At 50.2% G+C, this 25508-nt stretch carries 21 protein-coding genes, 1 tRNA gene and 1 pseudogene; 10 read left to right on the top strand and 13 right to left on the bottom strand.

All coding sequences use genetic code 11. The features are described 5' to 3' along the window. Positions 1–149 precede the first annotated feature (149 nt). The 9 genes from DSZ37_RS02935 to DSZ37_RS02895 are packed head-to-tail and all read left to right on the top strand — an operon-like array spanning position 150 to position 8027. A complete protein-coding gene (locus DSZ37_RS02935) occupies positions 150–3149 on the top strand; it encodes a phage tail protein (protein ID WP_109725478.1) in 3000 nt (999 codons plus the stop codon). Further along, on the top strand, positions 3146–3880 hold the full coding sequence (locus DSZ37_RS02930) for a dockerin type I domain-containing protein (RefSeq protein ID WP_109725477.1): 735 nt from the start codon (positions 3146–3148) through the stop codon (positions 3878–3880). Before DSZ37_RS02935 ends, DSZ37_RS02930 begins: the two co-directional genes overlap by 4 nt. After that, complete coding sequence (locus tag DSZ37_RS02925) at positions 3880–5805, top strand: phage tail spike protein (RefSeq protein WP_109725476.1); 1926 nt, start codon at positions 3880–3882, stop codon at positions 5803–5805. Before DSZ37_RS02930 ends, DSZ37_RS02925 begins: the two co-directional genes overlap by 1 nt. A gap of 10 nt (positions 5806–5815) precedes the next feature. Beyond that, positions 5816–6160, top strand: a complete 345-nt coding sequence (locus DSZ37_RS02920; RefSeq protein ID WP_109725475.1) for a hypothetical protein — start codon at positions 5816–5818, stop codon at positions 6158–6160. Further along, positions 6153–6575, top strand: coding sequence for a phage holin family protein (locus tag DSZ37_RS02915; protein WP_109725474.1), 423 nt, complete (start codon positions 6153–6155; stop codon positions 6573–6575). The genes DSZ37_RS02920 and DSZ37_RS02915 overlap by 8 nt, the downstream gene beginning before the upstream one ends. Then, complete coding sequence (locus DSZ37_RS02910) at positions 6575–6868, top strand: hypothetical protein (protein WP_109725473.1); 294 nt, start codon at positions 6575–6577, stop codon at positions 6866–6868. Before DSZ37_RS02915 ends, DSZ37_RS02910 begins: the two co-directional genes overlap by 1 nt. 2 nt (positions 6869–6870) lie before the next feature. Then, positions 6871–7173 (top strand): sigma factor-like helix-turn-helix DNA-binding protein, encoded by a 303-nt coding sequence (locus DSZ37_RS02905; protein ID WP_109725472.1) that lies wholly within the window; start codon positions 6871–6873, stop codon positions 7171–7173. Between the two features lie 18 nt (positions 7174–7191). After that, positions 7192–7761 carry a D-Ala-D-Ala carboxypeptidase family metallohydrolase gene (locus DSZ37_RS02900; protein ID WP_109725471.1) on the top strand — a complete coding sequence of 190 codons (570 nt, stop codon included), beginning with the start codon at positions 7192–7194 and terminating at the stop codon, positions 7759–7761. A gap of 11 nt (positions 7762–7772) precedes the next feature. Further along, complete coding sequence (locus tag DSZ37_RS02895; RefSeq protein ID WP_109725470.1) at positions 7773–8027, top strand: hypothetical protein; 255 nt, start codon at positions 7773–7775, stop codon at positions 8025–8027. A gap of 238 nt (positions 8028–8265) precedes the next feature. On the opposite strand, the gene DSZ37_RS02890 is transcribed toward DSZ37_RS02895, so the two are convergent. From DSZ37_RS02890 to DSZ37_RS02835, 13 genes and pseudogenes are all read right to left on the bottom strand, one after another. Then, a tRNA-Ala gene (locus DSZ37_RS02890) sits at positions 8266–8341 on the bottom strand. A gap of 59 nt (positions 8342–8400) precedes the next feature. Then, positions 8401–9537, bottom strand: coding sequence for a glycoside hydrolase family 10 protein (locus DSZ37_RS02885; RefSeq protein WP_109725469.1), 1137 nt, complete (start codon positions 9535–9537; stop codon positions 8401–8403). A 59-nt stretch (positions 9538–9596) separates the two neighbouring features. After that, a complete protein-coding gene (locus DSZ37_RS02880) occupies positions 9597–10151 on the bottom strand; it encodes a hypothetical protein (RefSeq protein ID WP_109725468.1) in 555 nt (184 codons plus the stop codon). 23 nt (positions 10152–10174) lie between these two features. Then, positions 10175–11179 carry a metal ABC transporter substrate-binding protein gene (locus DSZ37_RS02875; RefSeq protein WP_109725467.1) on the bottom strand — a complete coding sequence of 335 codons (1005 nt, stop codon included), beginning with the start codon at positions 11177–11179 and terminating at the stop codon, positions 10175–10177. Between the two features lie 89 nt (positions 11180–11268). Further along, positions 11269–11568: a hypothetical protein gene (locus tag DSZ37_RS02870; RefSeq protein WP_109725466.1), complete on the bottom strand. Its 300-nt coding sequence runs from the start codon at positions 11566–11568 to the stop codon at positions 11269–11271. Between the two features lie 142 nt (positions 11569–11710). Then, entirely contained in the window at positions 11711–12175 is a 465-nt protein-coding gene (locus DSZ37_RS02865) for a GNAT family N-acetyltransferase (protein WP_109725465.1), read from the bottom strand. A 164-nt stretch (positions 12176–12339) separates the two neighbouring features. Continuing rightward, positions 12340–12552, bottom strand: coding sequence for a hypothetical protein (locus DSZ37_RS18195; RefSeq protein ID WP_366558620.1), 213 nt, complete (start codon positions 12550–12552; stop codon positions 12340–12342). After that, positions 12461–16102 (bottom strand): annotated as a pseudogene (rpoC, locus tag DSZ37_RS02860) (DNA-directed RNA polymerase subunit beta'); the annotation flags it as partial. The gene DSZ37_RS18195 and the pseudogene rpoC, both read right to left, overlap by 92 nt. Before the next feature lie 79 nt (positions 16103–16181). Next, positions 16182–20108, bottom strand: coding sequence for a DNA-directed RNA polymerase subunit beta (rpoB, locus tag DSZ37_RS02855; RefSeq protein ID WP_109725463.1), 3927 nt, complete (start codon positions 20106–20108; stop codon positions 16182–16184). A 390-nt stretch (positions 20109–20498) separates the two neighbouring features. Next, a complete protein-coding gene (locus DSZ37_RS02850) occupies positions 20499–21557 on the bottom strand; it encodes a TraB/GumN family protein (RefSeq protein WP_109725462.1) in 1059 nt (352 codons plus the stop codon). An 11-nt stretch (positions 21558–21568) separates the two neighbouring features. Beyond that, positions 21569–22243: a FadR/GntR family transcriptional regulator gene (locus tag DSZ37_RS02845; protein WP_109725461.1), complete on the bottom strand. Its 675-nt coding sequence runs from the start codon at positions 22241–22243 to the stop codon at positions 21569–21571. A gap of 127 nt (positions 22244–22370) precedes the next feature. After that, positions 22371–23330: a PPK2 family polyphosphate kinase gene (locus tag DSZ37_RS02840; RefSeq protein WP_109725460.1), complete on the bottom strand. Its 960-nt coding sequence runs from the start codon at positions 23328–23330 to the stop codon at positions 22371–22373. A 39-nt stretch (positions 23331–23369) separates the two neighbouring features. Further along, positions 23370–24347: a DUF4003 family protein gene (locus tag DSZ37_RS02835; protein ID WP_173544728.1), complete on the bottom strand. Its 978-nt coding sequence runs from the start codon at positions 24345–24347 to the stop codon at positions 23370–23372. A 395-nt stretch (positions 24348–24742) separates the two neighbouring features. Here DSZ37_RS02835 and DSZ37_RS02830 point away from each other — a divergent pair, with 395 nt between their 5' ends. After that, positions 24743–25501, top strand: coding sequence for a nucleoside phosphorylase (locus tag DSZ37_RS02830; protein ID WP_109725458.1), 759 nt, complete (start codon positions 24743–24745; stop codon positions 25499–25501). Positions 25502–25508: the final 7 nt, after the last annotated feature.

The raw sequence follows: 25508 nt of genomic DNA, 5'->3' as shown, positions 1-25508 counted from the left end.
CGGTATTGTTTGATAATACCGCAAATTGCAGCAGCGTGTATTTAAAATGCACTCGCGGCTGCAAGAAGGAATTTGAACTCAAAATAGTAAACGGAAAACAAGTGCAATGAGCCATTGAGCCGCACGATCCACTTTAAGGAGGGATTGTTGTGGCTTTCGATGGCACTCTAAAATTCGATACTGAAATTGATGACAGCGGTTTTAGCACAGGCTTAGAAAAGATAGGTAGCTTTGCCAAAAAGGGCATGGCCCTTGTCACAGGAGCTGTCACAGCAGCCTCGGGCGCAATGGTTGCGCTCGGTAAGAGTGCACTTGACGCTTATGCGGACTACGAGCAGTTGACAGGCGGTGTTTCAACACTTTTCGGCACTCAGGACAGAAGCCTTGAGGAATATGCTGCAAGTGTAGGAAAGTCTGTTGACGCAGCTCGGAGTGAATATGATAAACTTCTGCAGGCTCAGTCTGATGTCCTTGACAATGCCGCTAAGGCATTCAAGACAGCAGGCCTCTCGCAGAATGAATACATGGAGACGGTTACATCGTTCTCCGCAGCTCTCATTGCTTCCCTGGGCGGTGATACTCTTAAAGCGGCAGAGGTTGCCGATAAGGCTATCGTCGATATGGCGGACAACGCCAACAAAATGGGAAGCTCAATGGAGAGCATTCAGAACGCATATCAGGGCTTTGCCAAGCAGAATTATACGATGCTTGACAACCTTAAGCTCGGATACGGCGGTACCAAGTCGGAAATGGAGCGCCTGCTCGCAGACGCAGAAGCCATATCCGGAATGCACTATGACATAGAAAGTTATGCGGACGTTGTCGAGGCTATCCATGTTATCCAGGACGAAATGGGTATCACCGGCACGACTGCTAAAGAAGCAGCTGAAACTATAAGCGGATCCGTTGCGTCCATGAAATCAGCATGGAGCAACCTTGTTGTCGGCATTGCTGATGATGAACAGGACTTTGAGAAGCTCACAACAGATTTTGTTGAGAGTGCGGCAACAGCTGCTGAAAATATACTTCCCCGGGTAGAGACTATCCTCGGGGGCATGGGTAAGCTTGTAACATCTATGAGTGGCGTCATTGCAGATGCACTTGTAGGCTTTACTGAATATATCCCAGACCTCATCGAAGCTGGTGTGTCCCTTGTAGATGCACTTGTGCAGGGACTGGTCGACAATGCTCCTGCACTTGCTGATGCGGCACTCGATGCAGGTATGCAGCTCCTTGAGGGCTTCCTCACCATAGGACCAAAGCTGCTTGATCTCGGTGCACAGCTCCTTACCACTTTACTGAACGGCATATCGTCCCACATCGGCGATATTGCTGATATGGCAAATAACTTTGTCACAAACCTTGCTGATACAATAACAGCAAATGCACCTGCGCTTGCAATGGCAGCAGCGGAAGCAATACAGACACTTGCTGCCACAATAGGAGACAGCCTGCCTACACTGATACAGGCAGCTCTCGATATTATCGCATCAATTGCAAAGGCAATAGTAGCCGCTGCACCTACAATATGCAAGGCGCTCATAGATCTTATCCCGGTGCTGATAGATACAATTATCAGCTCTATACCGCAGATACTTGAGTGCATTACCGACATATTCATTGCGATTGTCGAAGCTCTTCCAGAGCTTATAGAGCTGCTTATTGAGAACCTTCCGACTATAATAGTTGCTATTGTTGAAGCTCTGATCGAGGCTATTCCTCAGATACTGGAAGCCGCAGGGCGAATGTTCATGGCAATTGTCGAGGCACTGCCGCAGATAGTTGTTGCACTTGTGACAGGACTCGGGGAGCTCCTCAGTAAAATAGGAGAGTTTCTGAAGGACGCACTGCTCGCAGTCGTGCAGTGGGCGTTGGAGATGCGAGAAAAGGCGCGTCAGACCGCAAAGGATTTCCTTGACGGTATTGTTGAGTTCTTCAAGGACCTGCCTCACAAGATCGGTGAGTTTATCGGTGAGGCAATCGGTAAAATTGTTTCCTGGGCTCTGGAGATGCGGGAAAAGGCACGCCAGACTGCGAAGGACTTCCTTGATAATATCGTTACATTCTTCAAGGAGCTCCCCGGTAAGATATGGGACAACCTGACCGCTGCTATCAAGCACGTTATTTCCTGGGGCCTCGAACTGCGTGAAAAGGCGAAAAATGCCGCGTCGGATATGTTCCATAATATCGTCGATACGATCAAGGAACTTCCTGGCAAGATGCTTGAGACAGGTAAGAACATCGTCGAGGGTATCTGGAACGGTATCAAGAACATGGGTCAGTGGATCAAGGATAAGATCTTCGGCTTTGCTGACGGCATTATCGACGGCTTCAAGTCCGCCTTTGGTATCAACTCCCCTTCGCGCGTAATGCGTGACAGCGTCGGCAAGTACCTTGCAGAGGGTGTCGGCGTTGGCTTCATGGACGAGCTGCCGACCATAGCTGAGGACGCAAGAGAGGCTCTTACGAATCTTGACCTCGGCGCTCCTAAGGTTGGCATCGACGTCATTGATCCTTCCGCAGAACTGCCTGAGTTTCCAGAGCTTGAGGTATCGGTACCCGACATCGAACCAGTTGAGCTCGATGTGATCGTGCCCGACATTAGCCTTCCTGAGCTTGCTGTTGATATTCCTGACACGGAGCTTCCAGAGCTGCAGGTCGAGGTCGCCGACATCGACTTACCTGAGCTTGAGGTTGACGTTCCTGAGATAGACTTGCCTGAGCTACAGGTTGAGGTACCAGAGATCGAGCTCCCGAAGCTTGAGATTGATATACCCGATATACCTAAACCTGATAAACCAGACGCGCCTGCTCCGAACCTCGATACGGATCCACCTAAGAGCTCAGCACTGCAGCCGATAGTCACGAACGACGCTCTGACAGCTATGACAGCGCAGCAGATACTTATTGACAGGTCAGACGCAGCACCGAGTGCTACATCGGACATCATTAATAACCAGTATACTTACAACAATACAGTGAATAACAGCAATCAGCAGAGCTCAGAGCCGCAGTTAAGGTCTCTCACAGCTCAGTTTATAGTCGGTGAGGAGATCGTCGCTGAAGGCGTGCTCGACCTTGTCGACGAGGCTATCGACGAGAGACAGGGGCTCCGCGTTCAGATGAAGAAGAGAGGTGTGACGACGTGAAAAGAAAAGGTTTTACTGTGAACGGTAAGCATACGTACTATGCTTATGGTTTGCAAATGCTCAAGCGCAACATCGGCTCCGCGCCAAAGGACGAACACCTTGAGCGCGTCCCCTTTAGCAATGTTACATATAATTTCGACTCGCTATTTGGTAAAAAAAGCTATGGGGAGCGCAAGCTCTCCTATGAGCTTGAGTTCATAGAACGTCACATCGAGCGTGCTGAGGACAAAGTAATAAGCCTGATCAACTGGCTTCACTGGGACGGCAGCCTCGACCTGTATGATGACTACTATCCGAATTATCATTTCAGCGTCCGAGAGCCAGACGTTGACTGCTCTGAGAAGCACGGAGTATATACGTTGAAAGTCTCGTTCAAAGCTGCGCCAGAGATACTTCCAAATCCTAATAAGATGAAGTATAGCGCGGCTAATGTCACTATCCCCGACGTTAATAGCGACGGTAAGGTCAACGCCATAGACTCATCTGCTATCCTTGCCGCTTACGCTGCATTGTCAGCCACGCCGCCTCTGGATACAGGGCTCACCCCTGCTCAGCTCCACGCTGCGGACGCAAACATGGACGGCAAGATAGACTCTATTGACGCATCTATGGTACTCAATTTCTACACAAAGCTATCACAGACCAGTAGCCCATACGACGGCATGAGCATCGAAGCTGCGTGGGCTGCTTACCTTAATGACTACTTCCACACGGGAGGTGAAGTTTACTAATGTATACAATATCAGCGATTAACGGCAGCAGTACATCTGTTATCCACGCGAACGACCCCGACAGCACGAATAGACTGAGTGCAGGCAAGTTTGCAGACGAGGTCAACGCGATCCCTGGGTTCAGCTTCAACATTCCTGCGTTCAATCCTGCTTATAACGAGCTGCACGACCGCACAACTATCATATCTATACATAATGACAAGACCGGTGAGGTCGACTTCGAGGGACCTCTTATCCATAGCAAAGAAGATGTTACATCAGCAGGCAAGGTATACAAGTCATGCAGCTGCGAGGGCTATCTAACCTATCTAAATGACAGTATTCAGCCCTATCATCATTATGAGAGCTCAACGGTAACTGAGTTCCTCACGGCTCTGCTCGACTACCACAACAGCGTAACGCCTACGGAGAAGCATATTACCCTCGGTTCCTGCGACTTTTCAGGCGATAACACCAACAGCAAGACAACCTCCTACAGAAATACCCTCGAAGAGATAAAGGTAAACCTCATCGAGCGTATCGGCGGAGAGATAAGGATACGCAAGGTGAACGGAGCTCTCGTTCTTGACTTCCTGCACCAGTACGGCGTAAAGTCGGATACAACGGTGGAGCTTGCAAAAAATATTTATTCCCTCAGCGTTGACACTGACTCGTCGAATATCATCACAAGGCTCGTCCCTCTGGGAGCACAGCTCAACGATGAAACCTCGGAACGGCTTACGATCTCAGAGGTCAACGATGGACTTCCGTACATCGACGACGCTGCTGCCATAGCAAAGTACGGCATCATAATGGGTACTGTTACCTTCGATGATATCACAGTTGCATCAAACCTTAAGCAGCGCGGACAGGAGTACCTCACGAATAATAACAGAGTCAAGAAAGGCTATGCTGCACAGGTGCTTGATCTGTCTCTCCTTAATGAGCAGCTTGACTCTCAGCTCTGCATCAGAGCGGGCAATACTTATCACTTCAAACATAATATCATCGGGCTCGACGAGGATCTCAGGGTGATGAAGTGCTCCGTTGATATATTTAAGCCGTACAAACCTGAGGTCCAGATTGGTGACAAGGCGGAGAGCATTACCTCTATCGCTACCAGAACGGCAAGCCTCATCGAATACGAGCTGCCGAAGCAGCGTATTGATATACTCGCCTCTGCAAAAGCAACTGCCACAGCACTTATCGAGGCAGGTATTAACGGTTATGTCGTTGTAAACGGAAACGAGATCCTTATAATGGACACACCGAACAAGGAAACGGCAACCAAGGTCTGGCGTTGGAATTCGGGAGGCTTCGGATACAGTAACAATGGCTATAGCGGCCCTTACAGTGTTGCGATGACAATGGACGGTGCTATCGTTGCTGACTTCATAACAGCTGGCGTCCTGAGAGGTATTGAGATCACGAACGGCAACGGCTTCCACGTTGATCCAAACGGCATTGTTACGGCTAAGGCTATTGATATCAACAATGGTAATGGGGCTTTTCATGTTTTTCCGAATGGAGCTGTAACGGCTACAGCTATAAATATCAATAATGGCAATGGAGTGTTCTACGTCGCCCCGGACGGCACTGTAAGAGCCTCGGCCATCAACATCACAGGCGGCAGCATAAACATTGAGACCAACTCTGAGTCTTTTGATGTCATATCGCTAAGCCACCACTCTGATCAGTACAATACGGACTGGGTACATACGATATCACCACTTGAGTGGAAGCTTGAGAACACCGACATAGACTGTAAGGTAGTCGCTCAGGCAGGAGCAATTAACTTCTACAGTGGCAGCACAATAACAGCAGAGATACAGAGCAATACAGGCGATGTGCTCTGTCATGACGTGAAGATGGGCAACAGCCAGGGTGGCTTTGGCTCTCTCAGAGCTGAGCTTGACGGTATATGGGCTGTAATAATGGGCAATTAAGGAGGTCACTATGCAGTCAATAAAGTTTTATGATGAGCTCCCCGATATGGAGTTTACCGCAGGCGATACCCTCAAAACATTCGTTGTTGAAGCAAACATGGATCTGCGTGGTACTCGAATGTTCGTTATCCTTGCGAGGAAAACAAATCCCGTAGAGGAAGTGCTATCCGTAGAATGCACTCTCGTAAATGACAGAACGTATAAGGTGCAGCTGACAAGTGCGCATACCAAAGGCCTCAGCGAGGGCTTATACGAAATGCACTTCTCATTGAGAGCCCCCGATGGCATAAACCATTATGACAAGCTTAGGGGCGATGTGTATGTTCACGCAGCAGGAGGTGATGCTAATGGCTAAGTTCATACAGGTCGTCTCTGCTGTTGCTGCAGGCATCGCAGGCTTCATCTGGGGTGACTTCAATGGATTATTCTACGCGCTGATAGCCTTCATGGTATTCGACTACATAACAGGCGTTCTCGTCGCAATCAGCAAGAAAAAACTTTCCTCAGCTGTAGGCTTTAAGGGCATAGCAAAGAAGGTCTTCATACTTATTCTGGTAGCAGTAGGGCACATCCTCGGTGTGTACGTTTTCGGCAGCGGTGATGTCTGCCGCGATACTGTTATCGGCTTCTATCTTGCTAATGAAGGCATCAGCATATTAGAGAACGCTGCGGAGCTCGGACTCCCACTCCCCAAAAAGCTGAAAGCTATTCTTGCGCAGCTCCGCAGCAAGAACGATGACGATGATGATAACAAGGAGGATAAAGAATAATGGGTACAGCTTTCGGATTTCATGTTGAGGATGATCTTACCCTCAGCGGTCTCAATCAGCCCCTTGGCGACACGGTGCTCGTCCGTCGATGGGAGGTAATCAAAGAGGTTAATGGCATAAAACACGTTTATGCCGAACTGATTGTAAACGACTCGAATGACTTACCTAATGCCGACAGCTTCTCAGGTTACCATTTGTATATGGGCTCTCTCGCTGTTATGGTAAAAAACGGGTCCGCTGTTCGCATGGACAAGGACGGCTCGTGGCATCAGCAGGTCTCGTATAGCATTTAATAATGGGACGTAAGAAAAGAGTAGACTGCGAAGCCTACTATGTCGGTCTTGAGGATGAGTCTATAATCGCTTTGACCTGCGGAAACGACTTAGCGGAGAGAGGGAAAGCGATGAAAAAACTCCTTCGTCGTGTGATCGACGGAGAACTAACGAACAGTCAGAAAAGGGTCATCTATCTTTACTACTACAAAAAGATGACCTATGAGGAGATCGGAGCGTACTTAGGCACCTCTCACCAGGCTGTTTATGGAACGATCAAACGGGCTGAAGCCCGGATTAAAAAAGTCATGCGTTACTGGCTTTAAAAAAAAGGAGGAATATCAATGGGAAATCTATCACCGCATTTTGACGATTACGAATTTGCCTGCTCCTGCTGCGGCAAGAGCATTAAAATGTCTGATCTGCTCATCGAGCGCCTTGAAAAAATGCACACACTTATGGCTGCGAAAGCAATCTATGTCAACAGCGGCTATCGCTGCAAGGATAATCCCTGGGGCAGCCCGACAGACACACATCGCAAAGGCATGGCTGCGGATATCAGAGTTCAGCGTAAGGACGGCAGCTGGTATACCGCTGAGGACATTGCCGAAGCTGCTGAGCGCGTAGGCTTTAAAGGCATCGGCATGATGGAGGATCTGAGTGGGGCAAATCCTGCAGCTTGTCATGTAGACACCAGAGGCGACGAGCCGTATATATACGACTGGTGGCATGGCGACGAGTCCAGGGGCATAGACTGGACCAAGGACTCAAAGCACACTTTCATTCGTGGTACAGTATTCGAGGGCGAAGCTGACCCGATAGGGACCATAAATAAGAAAGAGCATCGTCTCAGAGTCTTCATAGATGATACACTTATAGATGATCATAAGTTCAGTGGACTCCTCGGTGACTAAAGGAGCAGGCCATGATTACAATGCTTAAAGAGAAATTCCTTGGCTCCGACTCTGGCATCTCCGTTATTCTTGCCGAGCTTGCAGTTGACACAAAAGAAGATCTCCCCGCTGCGGACGGGATCGACGGAAGGATCCTTTCCGATGCTTCACTTGCTTGGGAGATCTCTACGGGAGAGTTCTGGGGCCTTGACGGAGAAGGAAAGTGGGTAAACCAAACTACTGCAGAAGTATACGACCCTGCTCCTGAAGAAGGAACAACTGAATAACATATTTTGAAAAAGCTCTGAAGCAAATCGCTTCAGAGCTTTTTTACTTAGCAAAATATACCTTGTTACACTTTACTATTTAAAAATGTAAAGATTTGTATAATAAGATTAAGGTAAAAGCATATCTCATAATACTTTCACGACTCTAAAAACGGTACAAGTGTCGTAGTAAGTGTCGTAGTGCTTTATGCAGCAAAAACGGCTGTACTCCGATTTCTCGAAATACAGCCATTTGTCCTGGTGGAGCATAGGGGATTCGAACCCCTGACCCCCACACTGCCAGTGTGATGCGCTCCCAGCTGCGCTAATGCCCCGAACAGTATGTATTATACCATATTACTGTTCGATTGTCAAGCGGAAACGCAATATTTTCTCAATAATAGAGCGCATATCCGTCGGCGGAGGACTCCTTTACGGCGGCTATCTGCTTTGTGATGATATCAGGATCGTTTATCCACTCCAGCTCCGCAGCCGCTCCTGCCCACTTATCCTCCCTGCCGAGCTTATAGGGAGCGAGACCTATCACCAGTGAGACCTCGCTGCCCTGCGCCAGTTCTTCCCACTGATCAAGGACAGTCAGAAAGGGACTGCTCTCATTATTGAAGCCGAAGTAGATCTGCGGAACTATATAATCGCAGAAGCCTTCCTCCCCTGCCCAGCGCCTGACATCGGCGAACTGGCTGTTATAGTCCGAGTCGATGTTCCCCTGCGGACTTATTCCGAAAAGAAGCTCTCTGTCGAAGCTTTTCACCGTATCATACAGCACCTTTACGAAGCGGCTGACATTATCTCGCCGCCAGTCTGCAAGGTCGGGCTCTCCGCTGAGCTCAAAGGCTTCCCTGTCGAACTCCTCATCCGTGGTGGGATAGAAATAGTCATCTATATGGAGCCCGTCCACGTCGTATTTCCCGAGTATTTCAGCTGCGGTCTCCCTGAGGAGCTCCACGGTTTCGGGATAGGCAGGGTCGAGATACCAGCGCCCGTTCACCAGCTTCACAAAGGGCTCTCCTGCGGCTATCCACTTTTTTATTATGTAGTCCTCGGGCAGAGCGCGGAGCTGCTCGTCGGTCTGGAGCCTGAGAGGATTTATCCAGCCATGTACGGATATCCCCCGTTTATGCGCCTCCTCAACAACTATCGCAAGAGGATCGTAGTTACCATCGAGGAACTCTCCCCTCGGATAGATATCGGAGCTGTAATAGGCATCTCCCATTGGATGGGCGTGGAAGTAAACTGTATTCACGCTTTCCGCGGCAGCATCATCCAGTAACTCCCCCACCTCTTTGCGGAACTGCTCCTCGCTGCGTCCCTGCATATACTCGGGAAATCTCACATAAGGCAGCCACATCCCCACCTGCTCTTTATAGTTAAGGGGCACATATTTCTGCTGCACCTCCTGCGGCACCGACTCGCTAACCTGAGCGGTACTGCTGCTCCGGACAGGCAGCTCTGCCGAACAGCCCGTAATGAAAAAAGCAGCTGCAAGTGCAGCTGCAATGATCTTTCTCATACATCTCACCTCACTGCATTATATGCAGCGACAGGACATGGTATGCTGTTATCTTAAACTCACCATGAAAGCCGACTATCCTCAAGCACAGCATTGGTGAGCTGACAGTAGGTGAAACCGTTCTCCTTGTAGTAGTTGAAAACGCCGTTAACGGTTATCTCCGTATCGACAGCAGGATAGTCCTTGGGGTAGGTGTAGTCGCCGTCCAGCACGAACTCAATGCCCTGTGAGCAGCAGGCAGTTGCATCACTGATGAGCACAGCAAAATACTCATTGCCCGTTCCCTCATCCTTGAAGTAGGAAAAGGGTCCCCTTGCCCTGACAGTCTTGCCCACATAGTCATCGGGATTATACACCATATCGTAGACCTCTGCGTAGACCATGGAAGCACTGAGCTCCGTCAGGTCAACGTCAAAGCCGTTTGCGCCCTTGAACTTCTCCTCCTTGGGAACTATACCCCCGAATGGAACAGTAGTCTCGGAAGCTGCCTCGGACTCAGCAGCAGACGCGGCAGTTGACCGGGCATTATCTCCGGAAACAGGCTTGACATCACCACATGAACAAAGACATATAGCTGCTGCGGATAAAACTGAAAATAACTCTATTACTCTCATGGCTATCCCTCCGTTTCTTTGGCTCAGCCGAGGTATTCAGCCAGAACATCGCAGTTCTGCTGCATAAGTGAAAGGTATGTCACACCGCTGTTGACGTCGTTCATTGAGACTGACTGAATGGAGTTGAGCTCCGCAACAGTGCAGTCCTTTCTGTCAGAATTTCTTATTACAGCCTCCGCAATTGACTTGTCGGAATTTTCTATGGTGAAGATGGTATCACATTCCAGCTCGTTGAGCTTGTCCGAAAGGAAGCTGATAGTGCTGAAGCTTGCCTCGCTCTCGGCGGAGCAGCCAACAAAAGCCGCATAGTAGTCCAGACCGTAGTCATCAAAGAGGTATCGGAACGGGAAACGGTCGCCGAATATAAGGGTCTTGTTCTCGGCATTTTCGGTGACAGCACGGAAGCTCTCGTCCATGTCGTCCAGCTTCTTAGTATAGTCGGCGAGGGAACTGCTGTAATCCGCAGCATTATCGGGGTCAGCCTTTGAAAGTGCCTCTGAAATTGCGCTGCATACGACCTTTGCGTTTTTCAGTGACAGCCAGACGTGCTCGTCATATTCAACCTCGTCATCGCCGTCCTCCTCTTCCTCGGCTTCCATGCCCTCCTTTATTTCCTCCTCTTTCGCTGAGTCGCCAAGGAGCTCCATAAGGTCGATGACCTGCATATCCTTGTTCACAGCCTCATCGAGGGCATCATCCACCCATTTGTCCGACTCGCCGCCAACGTGTATGAATATATCGCAGGAAGAAATGCTCATGATATCGCTTGCAGTGGGCTGATAGTTATGCAGGTCGGTGCCGCTGCTCAGCAGATAGGTCACATTTGCCTCATCGGCATGGTCGCCCATTACCTGTTTTACCCAGTCGTACTCGGGGAAGATAGTGCAGACAACGCTGAGCTTGCCCGAGGTCTTTGCTCCGCCCGTTACCGCAGCCGTATCAGACTCTCTTGAAGCGCCGCAGCCCGTAAGACCTGCCGCAGCTACAGCCATTGCCAGTGAAATAATACCTGTTTTTCTGATAAACATAAAAAGAACCTCCGTAATGAATAATGCTTTCTGTGCAGCACAATAAAGGAGCCAAGCTCCTGCTGCAAATGGATACAAAAAGCCTGTATTCAGTCCAGAAGTTCTACTTTTAAAGATATAAGAGTGCTGCCATTCAGGCACTTTACGGCAGCTGCCGCAAGTATGACAAACAGCACCATAACAGCTGCCGCAAATACGATGGCAGGCAGAGAAGCCCCGAGGGTATTGAGTGAATCGCGGCACTGTTCAAGCTCCATGCAAACAGCGCAGTCCTCATCTGTACAGTGATGATGACCGTGAACAGCTATAAACACAGAGGAGCAGAAAATGACCAGCACCAAAAGCACAGCTGCCAGAGCTGCCGAGATACGTTTCATAATGCTCGTCATAGTCAGTCTCCTCCTTTCAATTTGAGAATGGATTTCAATTTGCTTTATTATTATAACACAGCTTTCCGAAAAAATCAACACCGAAGGCAAAAAAATTTGAAATGGCAGTTCTGCTGCCTGTGAGGACTTATGCACGAAAGCGCTATTTTTCGTAGAATACAAGGGTCATTCTCTCATTAATGATTTGGGTGCCGCCTGTTCTGCGGAAGCCCATTTTCTCATACAGGCGGCAGTTGCCCTCCTCCTGCAAAATGGTGTCGAGAGCCCAGTTATCCGCGCCGTGAAGCTTCTCCGCAGCCCTTATGGCAGCCTTTGCGAAGCCTTTACCGCGGTGCTCCTTCATGATGAATATGGGAGAGATACGCTTGGGACTGCCGTCCTTCATGTCCACAACCCTGACGGCGCCCACAGCGGTATCTCCGTCCATTATAAAATAGTAATATGTGAAGGGCTGCTCCAGACGCTCCATGATTCTGCTCATGGGCTCATTGGCGGGACTTATATCGTAGTCCCGATACTTTTCGAGAAGGTCGGAGAATGCCTCCACCTGCATTCTCCAGAGCTTTTCACATTCGTTTTTATCTATAAGTCTGAGTATATTTTTCATAATTAAGTTTATAGTTGAGAGTTTAGAGTTGAAAGTTGCGGTGCAGCCGAAGGCGACATTATTTAAATAACGTGAGCGAACACATTAACTCTAAACTCTCAACTTTCAACTCTTAACTTAAATACAATGCCCCTGAGCGCTTGACACGTTCAGGGGCAAAACTTCTATACAGGTATCTTTCTTACCCTCAGGAGCTTTTCAGCGTTATATCTGATTTGCCATAGGAGCTGCTGTGTTGTGCTCGCCGTAGCCCTCGTTCTTAACGACCTCGACGTTTCTGTAGCACTCCATACCTGTACCTGCAGGGATGAGCTTACCGATGATAACGTTCTCCTTGAGTCCGAGGAGGCTGTCCTTCTTACCGCTGATAGCAGCATCTGTGAGAGCCTTTGTGGTCTCCTGGAATGAAGCGGCAGACATAAAGCTGTCCGAATTGGATGAAGCCTTTGTGATACCCTGGAGCACGGGGCTGATCTGAACCAGCTGTACATCGTACTCGCCAGCATCTATGCGCTTCTGGAGGTCCTCATTGATCTCGTCGATCTTCTTGCTGTCAACAAGAGTACCGGGAAGGAGATAGCTGCTGCCCGATTCCTCTACCTTGACCTTTCTGAGCATCTGACGAACGATTACCTCGATGTGCTTATCGTTGATATCAACACCCTGTAAACGGTAAACCTTCTGAACTTCATTGATGATGTAGTTCTGAACAGCCTGAGTACCGAGGATATTGAGTATATCGGCAGGATAGACGTTACCTTCTGTGAGACGGGTTCCCTTTTCGATCTGCTCGTTCTCCTGAACTCTGATCTTGAGGTTATAGGGGATCATGTAGTTCTCAGCTTCGCCTGTCTCGTCGTTGGTAACGATGATATTTCTTGTGGTCTTTACTTCCTCGATGTGGATCTTACCCGAGATCCTTGAAAGGATAGCTGCGCCCTTGGGACGTCTGCTCTCGAAAAGTTCCTCAACACGGGGAAGACCCTGTGTGATATCTTCTGCATCGGCAGAAGCAACACCGCCGGTATGGAAGGTTCTCATGGTAAGCTGTGTACCGGGCTCACCGATGGACTGTGCAGCGATTACGCCGACAGCTTCACCCACGGAAACGATATTGTTGAATGCAAGGTTTGCACCATAGCACTTAGCGCATACGCCTGTTCTTGACTTACAGGTGAGGACGGAGCGTATCTTGATCCTCTCAACGCCTGCGTCGATGATCTTCTTTGCGTCTGCGTCATTGATGAGCTTATTGCGTGAAACGATGAGCTCGCCCGACTCGTCGCGGAGGTCCTCAGCGAGGAATCTGCCCACGAGACGCTCGTCGAAGGGCTCAACCACTTCGTTGCCGTTCTTGATCTCGAATACCTCGATACCCTCTGTTGTGCCGCAGTCGTCCTCACGGATGATAACGTCCTGAGAAACGTCAACGAGACGACGGGTAAGGTAACCCGAGTCAGCGGTACGGAGAGCGGTATCGGCAAGTCCCTTTCTCGCACCACGGGATGCGATGAAGTACTCCAGGATGTTAAGACCTTCACGGTAGTTAGCTCTGATCGGGATCTCGATAACGGTACCTGAGGTATTGGCGATAAGTCCACGCATACCTGCAAGCTGTCTGATCTGTGAGATAGAACCACGGGCACCGGAGTCAGCCATCATCCAGATAGGATTGTATCTGTCGAAGTTCTCCTTCAGCTTCTTGGTAACCTCATCAGTGGTATCGGTCCAGAGAGCGATGATCTTCTTGGTCTTTTCCTGCTCGGAGATGTAGCCGTACTCATACTCCGCAGTGATCTGAGCAACTTCCTCGTCAGCGTGAGCCAGTATCTCCTTCTTCTGGGGAGGTATAGTAGCGTCGCAGACTGCAACGGTAAGAGCTGCTCTTGTTGAATATTTGTATCCGAGAGCCTTGATACGGTCAAGAACTTCGGAGGTAGTAGTTGTGCCGTGTATCTTTATGCAGCGCTCGATGATGTCAGAGAGCTGCTTCTTGCCGACGAGGAATGCGACCTCAAGGTCGAACTGCTTGTCGGAGTTGGTTCTGTCAACATAGCCGAGGTTCTGGGGGATATTCTCGTTGAAGATGAGTCTTCCCACAGTGGCGTCGATGATCTTTGATACCTTCTTGTCGCCGATATCCTTGGTGATCTTTACCTTGATATTGGCGTGGAGAGATACATCGTGCTCGTTATAAGCCATGAGAGCCTCGTTAACGTCGCGGAATACCTTGCCCTCGCCGGGTTCGCCGGGCTTATCCATTGTCAGATAGTAAGAACCGAGTACCATATCCTGTGAAGGAACAGCAACAGGCTTACCGTCCGAAGGCTTCAGCAGGTTATTGGCAGCCAGCATGAGGAATCTTGCCTCAGCCTGAGCCTCTGCGGAAAGAGGAAGGTGTACAGCCATCTGGTCACCGTCGAAGTCAGCGTTGAACGCAGAGCATACGAGGGGGTGGAGCTTGATAGCACGACCCTCAACGAGGATAGGCTCGAATGCCTGGATACCCAGACGGTGGAGCGTAGGAGCACGGTTCAGCATAACGGGGTGATCCTTGATAACGTCCTCGAGAGCGTCCCAAACCTTATTGTCGGCACGGTCGATGAGCTTTCTTGCGCTCTTTATGTTAGCGATAGCCTTCTTGTCAACAAGTCTCTTGAGTACGAAGGGCTTGAACAGCTCCAGAGCCATCTCCTTAGGAAGACCGCACTGGTACATCTTCAGCTCAGGTCCTACGACGATAACCGAACGTCCGGAGTAGTCAACACGCTTACCGAGAAGGTTCTGACGGAAACGTCCCTGCTTACCCTTGAGCATATCGGAAAGTGACTTGAGGGCACGGTTGCTGGGACCTGTAACAGGTCTGCCGTGTCTGCCGTTGTCTATGAGAGCGTCAACAGCTTCCTGAAGCATACGCTTCTCGTTTCTCACGATGATGTCGGGGGCGTCAAGCTCCAGCATTCTCTTGAGACGGTTGTTTCTGTTGATAACTCTTCTGTAGAGATCGTTAAGATCGGAAGTTGCGTAACGTCCGCCGTCCAGCATGATCATAGGACGGATATCGGGGGGGATAACGGGAACAACGCTGAGTATCATCCACTCGGGCTTGTTGCCGGAGAGGCGGAATGCCTCGATGATCTGGAGTCTCTTGAGGAGCTTTACCTTCTTCTGACCGCTGGGAAGTCCCACCAGCTCAGCCTTCAGGTCGTCGGCAACGATCTCAAGGTTGTTTCTCCAGTCGATATCCTCCAGCTCTCTGAACTTCTGGCACTCCTCGCACTCACACTCTGTGGGCTTGTTGAAGCACTCGATCTTCTTGCCGCCGAGGGATATCTTGCCCATTTCGATGAGTCTCTGCTTGTGAGTATCGTATCTCTCGGGATCGTACTCGTTGAGGAGCTTTCTGATAGCCTCAGCGCCCATCTCAGCCTTGAAGTCGTCGCCGTACTTTTCGAGGTATGACATATACTCCTTCTCGGAGAGGAGCTGCTTCTTGAGGAGCTCGGTGTTGCCGGGGTCTGTTACGATATACTTTGTGAAGTAGAGAACCTCCTCCAGTCTCTTCTGGGAAACCTCGAGCACCTGACCAATTCTGGAAGGTGTGCCCTTGAAGTACCAGATATGCGAAACGGGAGCAGCCAGCTCGATGTGGCCCATTCTCTCTCTTCTTACTCTTGCCCTTGTGACCTCAACGCCGCAGCGGTCACATATCTTGCCCTTGAAGCGTATCTTCTTGAACTTTCCGCAGTGACACTCCCAGTCCTTTGTAGGTCCGAATATCCTTTCGCAGAAAAGACCGTCGCGCTCGGGCTTCTGAGTTCTGTAATTTATAGTCTCGGGTCTTTCAACTGCGCCGTGAGACCAGCTTCTGATCTGCTCAGGCGAAGCAAGACCGATCTTTATTGATTCAAAAGTTGTAAATTCCATGCTACCTCCTGCAAATTTACATTTGAAGCGATGCACAGCCCCGCGGGGCTGCACGCCGCGTATTCATATTTCCGAATTATTAGTCCTCGTCGGAGGAATCGTCGATATCGAAGCTGTCGAAGAGATCTCCGTCCTCATCATCGTCACCGAATCCGAAGTCGTCCTCGTCCTCGCCCTCATCGAAGCTGAACTCATCGTCCTTATCAACGCTGCCGAACTCGTCGTCGCCCTCGCCGTCTTCACCTTCAAATCCGAAGCCGCTGTCGCCCAGATCGCTGTCTGAGTAGCTTGTGCTGTCGTCGGTGTCCTCATCGTTGAAGGACTCGCGTGAAGGCATCGGATCGTCATCGTCGAAGTTCTGGGTGAGGTCGATCTCCTCCTGATTCTCGTCAAGCACCTTGACGTCGAGACAGAGTGACTGCATCTCCTTGATGAGTACCTTGAAGGACTCGGGGATACCCGGAGTAGGAACATTCTGACCCTTTACGATAGCCTCATAGGTGTTTACACGTCCGATGGTATCGTCGGACTTGACGGTCAGTATCTCCTGAAGGGTATAAGCTGCGCCGTAAGCCTCGAGAGCCCAAACTTCCATCTCTCCGAAACGCTGTCCGCCGAACTGAGCCTTACCGCCCAGAGGCTGCTGAGTAACGAGAGCGTAGGGACCTACAGAACGTGCGTGGATCTTATCGTCAACGAGGTGGTGGAGCTTGAGGTAGTACATATAGCCCACCGTTACGCGGTTATCGAACTTTTCACCTGTACGTCCGTCATAGAGAGTGAACTTACAATCCTCTGTGAATTCGAGGGCGTTGGGGTTGATGACCTTATCCATAGCCTTGAGCTCGAACATATCGTCCTTATGCTCCTGAGCGTGTTCGTTAGCCATCTTGAAGCACTCACGGATATCTCCTTCGTGTGCGCCGTCGAATACAGGGGTCATTATATGCCAGCCAAGTGCCTTACAAGCCATACCAAGGTGGACTTCAAGCACCTGTCCGATATTCATTCGTGAAGGAACGCCCAGAGGGTTCAGCACGATGTCGAGAGGAGTACCGTCGGGAAGGAACGGCATATCCTCCTCGGGAAGGATACGTGAAACGACACCCTTGTTACCGTGACGGCCTGCCATCTTATCGCCGACTGTGATCTTACGCTTCTGAGCGATGTAGCAGACAACGCGCATATTTACGCCTGCCGAGAGCTCGTCGCAGTTCTCGCGTGTGAACACCTTGACGTCAACGATGACACCTGACTCACCGTGAGGTACCTTGAGTGAGTTGTCGCGGACTTCTCTTGCCTTCTCACCGAAGATAGCGCGGAGGAGTCTCTCCTCTGCGGTAAGCTCTGTCTCACCCTTGGGTGTTACCTTACCAACGAGGATATCGCCGGAATTTACCTCGGAACCTATGCGGATGATACCGTTCTCATCGAGGTTTGCGAGAGCGTCGTCACCCACATTTGGGATATCTCTTGTGATCTCCTCGGGTCCCAGCTTGGTATCGCGGCACTCGATCTCGTATTCTTCTATATGAACTGATGTGAATACATCTTCTCTTACAAGGCGCTCGTTAAGGAGAACGGCGTCCTCGTAGTTGTAACCCTCCCATGTCATGAAGCCGATGAGAGCGTTCTTACCGAGGGATATCTCTCCGTCGGCAGTTGCGGGACCGTCAGCGAGGACCTGTCCCTTCTTGACCTCCTCGCCTGCAGCGACGATAGGTCTCTGGTTCACGCAGGTACCCTGGTTGGAGCGCTTGAACTTGATAAGCTCATACTTGTGCTCAATACCGTCTGTATCAACGAGGGTGATCCTGTCAGCGTCAACATATGTGATCTTTCCGTCATAGTCGGAAACAATGCACACGCCCGAGTCAACGGCAGCCTTGTACTCCATACCTGTGCCGACGAAAGGTCTCTCGGTCTTGAGGAGCGGAACAGCCTGTCTCTGCATGTTTGATCCCATGAGGGCACGGTTAGCGTCATCGTTTTCGAGGAAGGGGATCATTGAAGTAGCTACTGAAACGACCATCTTAGGAGATACGTCCATGTAGTCTACCTTTTCGCGCTCACACTCGAGGATCTGGTCGCGGTGACGTGCGTTTACACGGGGTCTTGCCAGCTTTCCGTCCTCTGTGAGTGGCTCGTTAGCCTGAGCAACAACGAAGTTATCCTCCATGTCGGCAGTCATATAAACTACCTCGCCTGTAACGACGCCTGTAGCCTTGTCTACCTTTCTGTAGGGAGCCTCGATGAAGCCGTACTCGTTTATCCTTGCGAAAGTAGCCAGATAGGAGATAAGTCCGATGTTAGGACCTTCAGGGGTCTCGATAGGACACATTCTTCCGTAGTGGCTGTAGTGAACGTCACGGACCTCAAATCCTGCACGGTCTCTTGAAAGACCTCCGGGACCGAGGGCAGAAAGACGTCTCTTATGAGTAAGCTCGGCAAGAGGGTTGTTCTGGTCCATGAACTGTGACAGAGGCGAAGAACAGAAGAACTCCTTCATAGCCGAAGAAATAGGTCTTATGTTGATAAGAGTCTGGGGAGTAAGGGTATTCACGTCCTGAGTCTGGAGGTTCATTCTCTCACGGATACCGCGCTCCATTCTTGTGTAGCCGATGCGGAACTGGTTCTGGAGGAGCTCGCCCACGCTGCGGATACGTCTGTTTCCGAGGTGGTCGATATCGTCAACAGTACCTACGCCCTCGCAGAGGTTGAGGAAGTAGCTGATGGAAGCTCTGATGTCATCGAGAGTGATGTACTTGGGTGACAGCTCGTCAGCCTTCTTCTTGACAGTCTCCTCAAGCTCGTCAGCGTCTGCTGCGTTGTCGAGGATGTCCTTGAGTACGTTGAATGAGACCTTCTCGTTGATGCCATACTTCTCGGCGTCGAAGTCAACGTAGCCCTTGATGTCGACCATACCGTTACCGATGACCTTTACGGTCTTCTCTACCATACGGATATTGGTCTCGCCGCGCTCGTCGGTGTAGTACTCCTTTGCCTCAACGGTAACGAAAGCGCTGTAAACGCCTGCCTGCTCGATCTCGCAAGCCTTGTCGTAGGTGAGGGTCTCGCCTGCATCAGCGAGTATCTCGCCTGTCATCTCGTTGATGATAGGCTGAGCAAGAGTTCTTCCTGCCAGACGTGAAGCTATACCCAGCTTCTTGTTGTACTTATAGCGTCCGAAGCGGCAGAGGTCATATCTCTTTGCCTCAAAGAAGAGGTTGTTGAGGTGGCTGACAGCGCTCTCCACCGTGGGAGGCTCGCCGGGACGGAGCTTCTTGTAAACGTCGATGAGGGCGTCGGAGCGGTTCTTGGTCTGATCCTTCTGGAGGATAGTCTGTCTGAGGCGCTCGTCGTCGCCGTAGATCTCCATGATCTCCTCATCTGTACCCTCCTCGCCGAGAGCTCTGATGAAGGTGGTCAGCGGGATCTTTCTGTTTTTATCTATACGGACGTAAACAACGTCGTTTGAATCCTGCTCATATTCCAGCCACGCACCGCGGTTAGGGATTATCTGTGAGCTGAAAAGGTCTTTACCCGTCTTGTCCTTGGTGAAGGAGTAGTAAACACCGGGGGAACGGACGAGCTGTGATACGATAACACGCTCGGCACCGTTTATAACGAAGGTACCGCTGTCGGTCATGAGGGGGAAGTCACCCATATAGATCTCGCTCTCGCTGACAGCACCTGTCTCCTTGTTGGCAAGGGTAGCTGTAGCTCTCATAGCGACCTGATAGGTAGCTCCTCTGGATTTACATTCTGCAAGAGAATACTTGGGAGTATCGTCGAATCTGTAGTCCTTGAAGTTGAGGACGAGATTGCCGTTGTAATCGGTGATGGCGGTCATCTCGCGGAATACCTCGCGAAGACCTTCCTCCTTGAACCACTTATACGAGTTCTTCTGCACCTCGATAAGGTTCGGCATCTCCAGAGGCTCGGTAATCTTACCGAAGCTCATTCTGACATTCTTTCCCAGCTGCTTAGGTGTAACATTCACCATAGGCGGAACCTCCTTGTATTTTATTGCTGTCCTCCCTGCGCACACAGTTTCGGGATAGACAGAACTGTTTGATGTTATCGTATCATCTGAAAAAATTTTGCAGAAACTATTGACAAGCCTGTGCAATGTATGCTATAATATCTTGCAAAATAGCGATACTATTCCATATTGATACATTATAACATTATAATACAGATTTTGTCCCATGTCAAGGGACTCGGGAAAGATTTATCAAAAGCGCCTGTTTTTCAAAAAATTGGGTGCTTTTTTTGTTCATTTTTAGTATTTCGTCATAATAGCACAAAAATGCCGCGTGAGACTCCGTAAAAGTCCTCCGCGGCATTTCTCTATTCACTTTTCACTGCTCTCTACCCACTAATAGAGATCATATCAAGCCACGCGCTCGACAGTGTATCCCATTTCCTCAAGGAGGTCGTCAACGCCCTTTTTGCCTGCAAAATGAGCAGCTCCTACCATAAAGAAGTAGTTCTTACCCTCTTTCAGGAACTCGTCAGCCTTTTCAGCCATGCCCTTGTTTCGATCATAGAGTATTACCTCCAGATAGTCCGCATAGTCGTCCTCAAGGTCCGATGGGATATCATTCTCAACGTCAGCTTCATCAAGGGAGTCTATCTCCCCCGACGCCCAGAGGTCGTACTGACGTGCAAAGCTCTCGGTGTAGGAAGCCATATCCTCTGTGCTGTCGATGAGCTGGCTTATCATGAAGTCGCAGAGCTCGTCCGAGGGGGCGTTCATAGCAGCCGTCTGCACATCAAGGGACTCCACGTTGACTATCTCCTTGCCGTCCCTCTGCGCAAGGGACAGGAACACCGAGTCAACTCCCTGCTCGTTGAGATTTTTCATCTTCATCATTGCGGCGGTCTCTATCTCCACCTCCCAGAAGCCGACGTTGTAGCTGTCCATCATCTGGTTATAGAACATATTCTCCCCCATGAATTTCTTTGCCTTTTCATAGGTCTCCTCGGAGAGATGGTCCTTTACGGTAGTGCCGTCGGTATAGATGAGCTTGCTGTAAAAGTCCTGTATCTGCGTAAAATCGGACATCATGCTGCTGATATCGTACTCGACGGCGATGCCGTCGCAGCTTTCGTAAACGTCCATGATATAGTCGGGCAGCGGATAGGTATAGCCCGTCACCATGTGCATAGTTCCCAGCATATAAATGGAGTTCCCCGTTTTTTCGTCGGTGACCTTCCACATTGCGGGAGCCGTCTCCTTGACGGTGACGTAGCTGTTTAGGTCGTTATTAAGGTCCGAGGTCTCCTCGGGAGCCGCCTCAGATGCAGCCTCAGCGGTATTCTCCTCGGTCTGCACCTCCGAGGACACTTCGGCTCTGCTCTTTCCGCCGCTGTTCCTCTTAGTGCATGAAAAGGCGCTCAATGTGCATAATGCCGCCAGTAAAGCGGCGGCAGTACGTTTAATTTTCATAAGGGCTCCTCTCACTTTTCAAAGCTCTTGTCGATAAGGTCGTAGTGTATGTCGATAGCCTTGAAGCAGAAATCCACATCGCCCGTGATGATGCCCTGCACCATCTTCTCATGAGCATCCTGAAGCTTTACTCTCACATCGTGGTCTGCTGTAATGAGGAAATCGTCTATCCAGCGCATATAGACCTCCGAGACAGCTTCCATGAAAGTTATCCAGAAGCTGTTCTCCGTGGCATAGATAAGTGCGTAATGGAAGTCTCTGTCGGCAATGGTGCGTTCCTCCGTCCCCTCCGACTCCTTGAGCCTGTTGAGGGCTGAGACTATCTTCAGTTTATTCTCCGAGCTGCAGCCCCTTGCGATAAGATAGCTGCACACGGTCTTTTCCATACTTCTTCTGAAGGAGCATATCTCCTCCTTTGATGTCCTGTTCATAAGGAGCATAATGTCCATCGCCTTAGCGATAGACTCGGATATATTGTCGGTAAGGTAATTCCCGGAGCCCTGCTTTCCGTTGACAATGCCCAGTATTTCAAGTCCCCTCAGTGCTTCGCGAACGGTATTTCGGCTTATTCCCAGCTTTTCGGAGATACTGCGTTCTGTAGGGAGCTTGTCGCCAACCTGAAGCATCCCGCTCCTTATAAGGTCAAGTATATAGTCTATTGTCTTGCGGTATTCACTGTTCCCCATAACATCCTCCTGCAAATCATTTATATAAAAATTATATCATAACTTTTCCTGCAAGTCAATGAAGAAACGGTGAAAACCGTCCTCCTTTGCAGAAAGCCCCCGCCGTTTCAACAGCAGGGGCAAGTGCTTATTTCTTGCTCTTTTTCTTTGCTTTTTTCTTTGTGTCGTCAGACTTTTTTTCAGGCTTCTTATCGTTCTTTGCGCTTTCGTACTCCGCCATAGCCTCGGCGAGCACCTTCCTGCACTCGGGGAGCTTCTCCTTCTCGTCGTCAGGAAGCTGGGGGTACTCGGGCTTGCAGGCTTTGAGCGCGTCAAGGAGTATCTCCGTCACGAGGTATCTGGTGTACCACCTCTGGTCGCCGGGAAGAACGTACCACGGGCTGTTCTTGGTGGAGGTCTTGTTTATGACATCATTGAAGCATTTGAGGTAAGCGTCATACTTGTCCCTTACCTTCAGGTCGTCCGCGCGGAACTTCCAGTTCTTTTCGGGGAGCTCTATGCGCTCAAGAAGCTGTCCTGTCTGCTCCTCCTTGGAAACATGGAGAAAAATCTTCACCATGCGGTAGCTGTTCTCATAGAGATACTCCTCGAAATTATTGACCTGTTCGTATCTCTTGGCGAAGAACTTCTTCTTTGTATCGTCAAGGACTCTCTCCGACATATGGTAGCCCTGCCAGATATCCTCAGCCTGAACGGTTACAAGGTCCTCATAGTGGCTCCTGTTGAACACAGCTATCTCGCCTCTGCGGGGAACGTTCTGATGTATCCTCCACAGGTAGTCGTGAGCCAGCTCCTCCGATGTGGGCGCCTTATAATAGTGCACCTTCACTCCCTGAGGGTTTATGCCGCTGAAAACGTACTTGATAGTCGAGTCCTTGCCCGATGCGTCCAGAGCTTGTATCACCACGATAAGTCCCTCTCTTGCGTCCGCATAGAACTTATCCTGAAGTGCGATGAGCTCCTGTTTGTTCTCCTCGTACTTTCTGATTATCTCCTCTTTGTCCACGCCGTCAGCCTTGCTGTTGGTGGGAAGCTTTCTGATATCGACCTTTTTCCCCTCGGGAATGATGTATTTGTCAGCCTTCATTTGGATATTACCTCCGTTCATTTTATGGTTAATGGTGTATTACTCGGGTACTACGGGTGCTACGGTCATCATGCTGTATACCATCACCGAATACAGGGCGGTCTGACGTGCTGCCATGAGCGCAGCTCTTTCCGCAGCTCCTATAACGTTCTCGTCGCTGGCATAGGCAGTGGTCAGCAGCATGAATGCATGGCTCACAGGCTCGCCGCTGCCAAATTCCGACAAGTCCCATACCGCCTTGTGCTGAGTGAGAAACGCCTCTACGTCGCTGATATCGCCTATTATCTCCGTGTTGTCATAGCCTGTGATGGACAGAGCAGCCAGCATTGCCAGCTCATAATGCTTGCCGTACTTCTTTCCTTTTTTCAGCATTGCCCCGTAGAGCTCGCTGAACTTTGCACACTTGTCCTCGGGAGCCCCCTTTGCCATCGCCAGAACATGGGACACCGTCTGTATGCTGTTGTTGTCGGCACTGTGCTTCAGAAGCTTGTAGCTCGCCTCCATATCGGCGATGAGCTCATCGTCGGACTTGTCAGAGAAAGCCAGCATCACCGCAAAGGCAACGTCCTCCTTGGTGGTGAGGATTCGGTGCTCCTTTTTCATGCGGTCGTATATCTGCCTGCCGCGCTTTATGTGCTCCTCATATCTGTCCTCGGGGAGCAGTCTCGCAAGGAGTATGGACAGCAGGGCAAGATGCTCGGAATTGGTGAAGTATTTCCTGAGCTGCTCATAGCAGGTCATATAGCGCTCCATTTCGCCCTTGGGGTCGTCGCTGACCGACAGCCATGAGGCTATCAGCGGACGCACCGTGCTTCGGAAGCTGGAGAGCATTTTCGGATTATCCTTGATGATGTTCATGCTGTTCTTGAATTTACCTAAGTCGAACTCCGCGTCCGCCGCGCAGAAAACGTTGGCGCATACGGGGTAGAGTATATCCCTTTCCAGAGGGTAAAGGTCGGTAAAGAGCCCCAGATTGAGCAGGTATTTGTCGCACAGGGTCTCAAGAAGCTCCTTCATGACGCACCTCCTATTCATGTTCTGTACCTATATATCGGACCTTGCGGACTTCCGCACCGCAGGTCCTGTCAGAATGCCGCTGTTGATCTTATCTGTATCACATTGCTCCTCGTCAGTTATTATTACCATTATAACACATATAATTTTTAATTTCAATCAATTTTTTGTGAAATTATTGTTTTTTTCGCACAAATAGTTTATAATAATAGCATTAATAACCGTATAGCGCCATAAAAGATGCGAGCCGAACTGAGTTGAAAGCGGAGAGTTGAGAGTTAATGTGTCGGCTGCGCCGACGATCCATTATCAATAGCCGCCGCTTAAATAACTCTCAACTTTAAACTCTAAACTCTCAACTGAAAAGCGGCGTTCCCTGACCAAGAAAGGATAATGACATGATAAAGCATGAATTTCCCATACTGGACCACGACTCAAATACAAACGAGCTTTTTAAGCCGAGGATATGCACAGAGCTTCCCGAAAAGGCGGTATTCGGTCTGCTGGGCGACTGCATAGACAGTTACGCGCGGGACTTCGGCGGCAGAGTTGCCGAGGTCTTCCCCACCATCACAAAAGACTACCCTATTTACATAATCGAGCACAACGGCGAGGAGATATGCCTGTTTCAAGCGCCTATGGGAGCTCCTGCGGCTGTGCAGAACTTTGAGATACTCCTCAACTGCGGCGTAAAGCACATCATCTCCGCAGGCTCCTGCGGAGTTCTCCGTGAAATGCCCGAAAATCGCTTCATGGTGCCTGTCAGGGCGCTCCGTGACGAGGGCTGCTCCTATCACTATCTGCCGCCGTCAAGGTTCGTAGAGCTTGATATGCCCATGACAGAGCACATCTGCCGCTGTCTCGGTGAAATGTCCATCCCCTACGAGAGGTGTACCACATGGACGACCGACGCATTTTTCCGCGAGACTCCCGACATGGTGGAATACCGCCGCAGCGAGGGCTGTACCGCCGTGGATATGGAGTGCTCTGCCCTTGCCGCCTGTGCCAAGCTCCGCGGAGCCGACTTCGGTATGCTTTTCTTCACAGCCGATACCCTTGCGGATATGGACAATTACGACAGGCGGGATTTCGGAGAGGCATCCCGCGCTCCTGCCCTTCGCCTCTGTCTTGACATCATCACAAGAAAGATGAGCTGAAAGCAGC

It is taken from the genome of Ruminococcus flavefaciens (assembly GCF_900116855.1).
GTDB classification, from domain to species: domain Bacteria; phylum Bacillota; class Clostridia; order Oscillospirales; family Ruminococcaceae; genus Ruminococcus; species Ruminococcus flavefaciens_R.
This window is presented reverse-complemented; position numbering and strand designations above follow the sequence as displayed.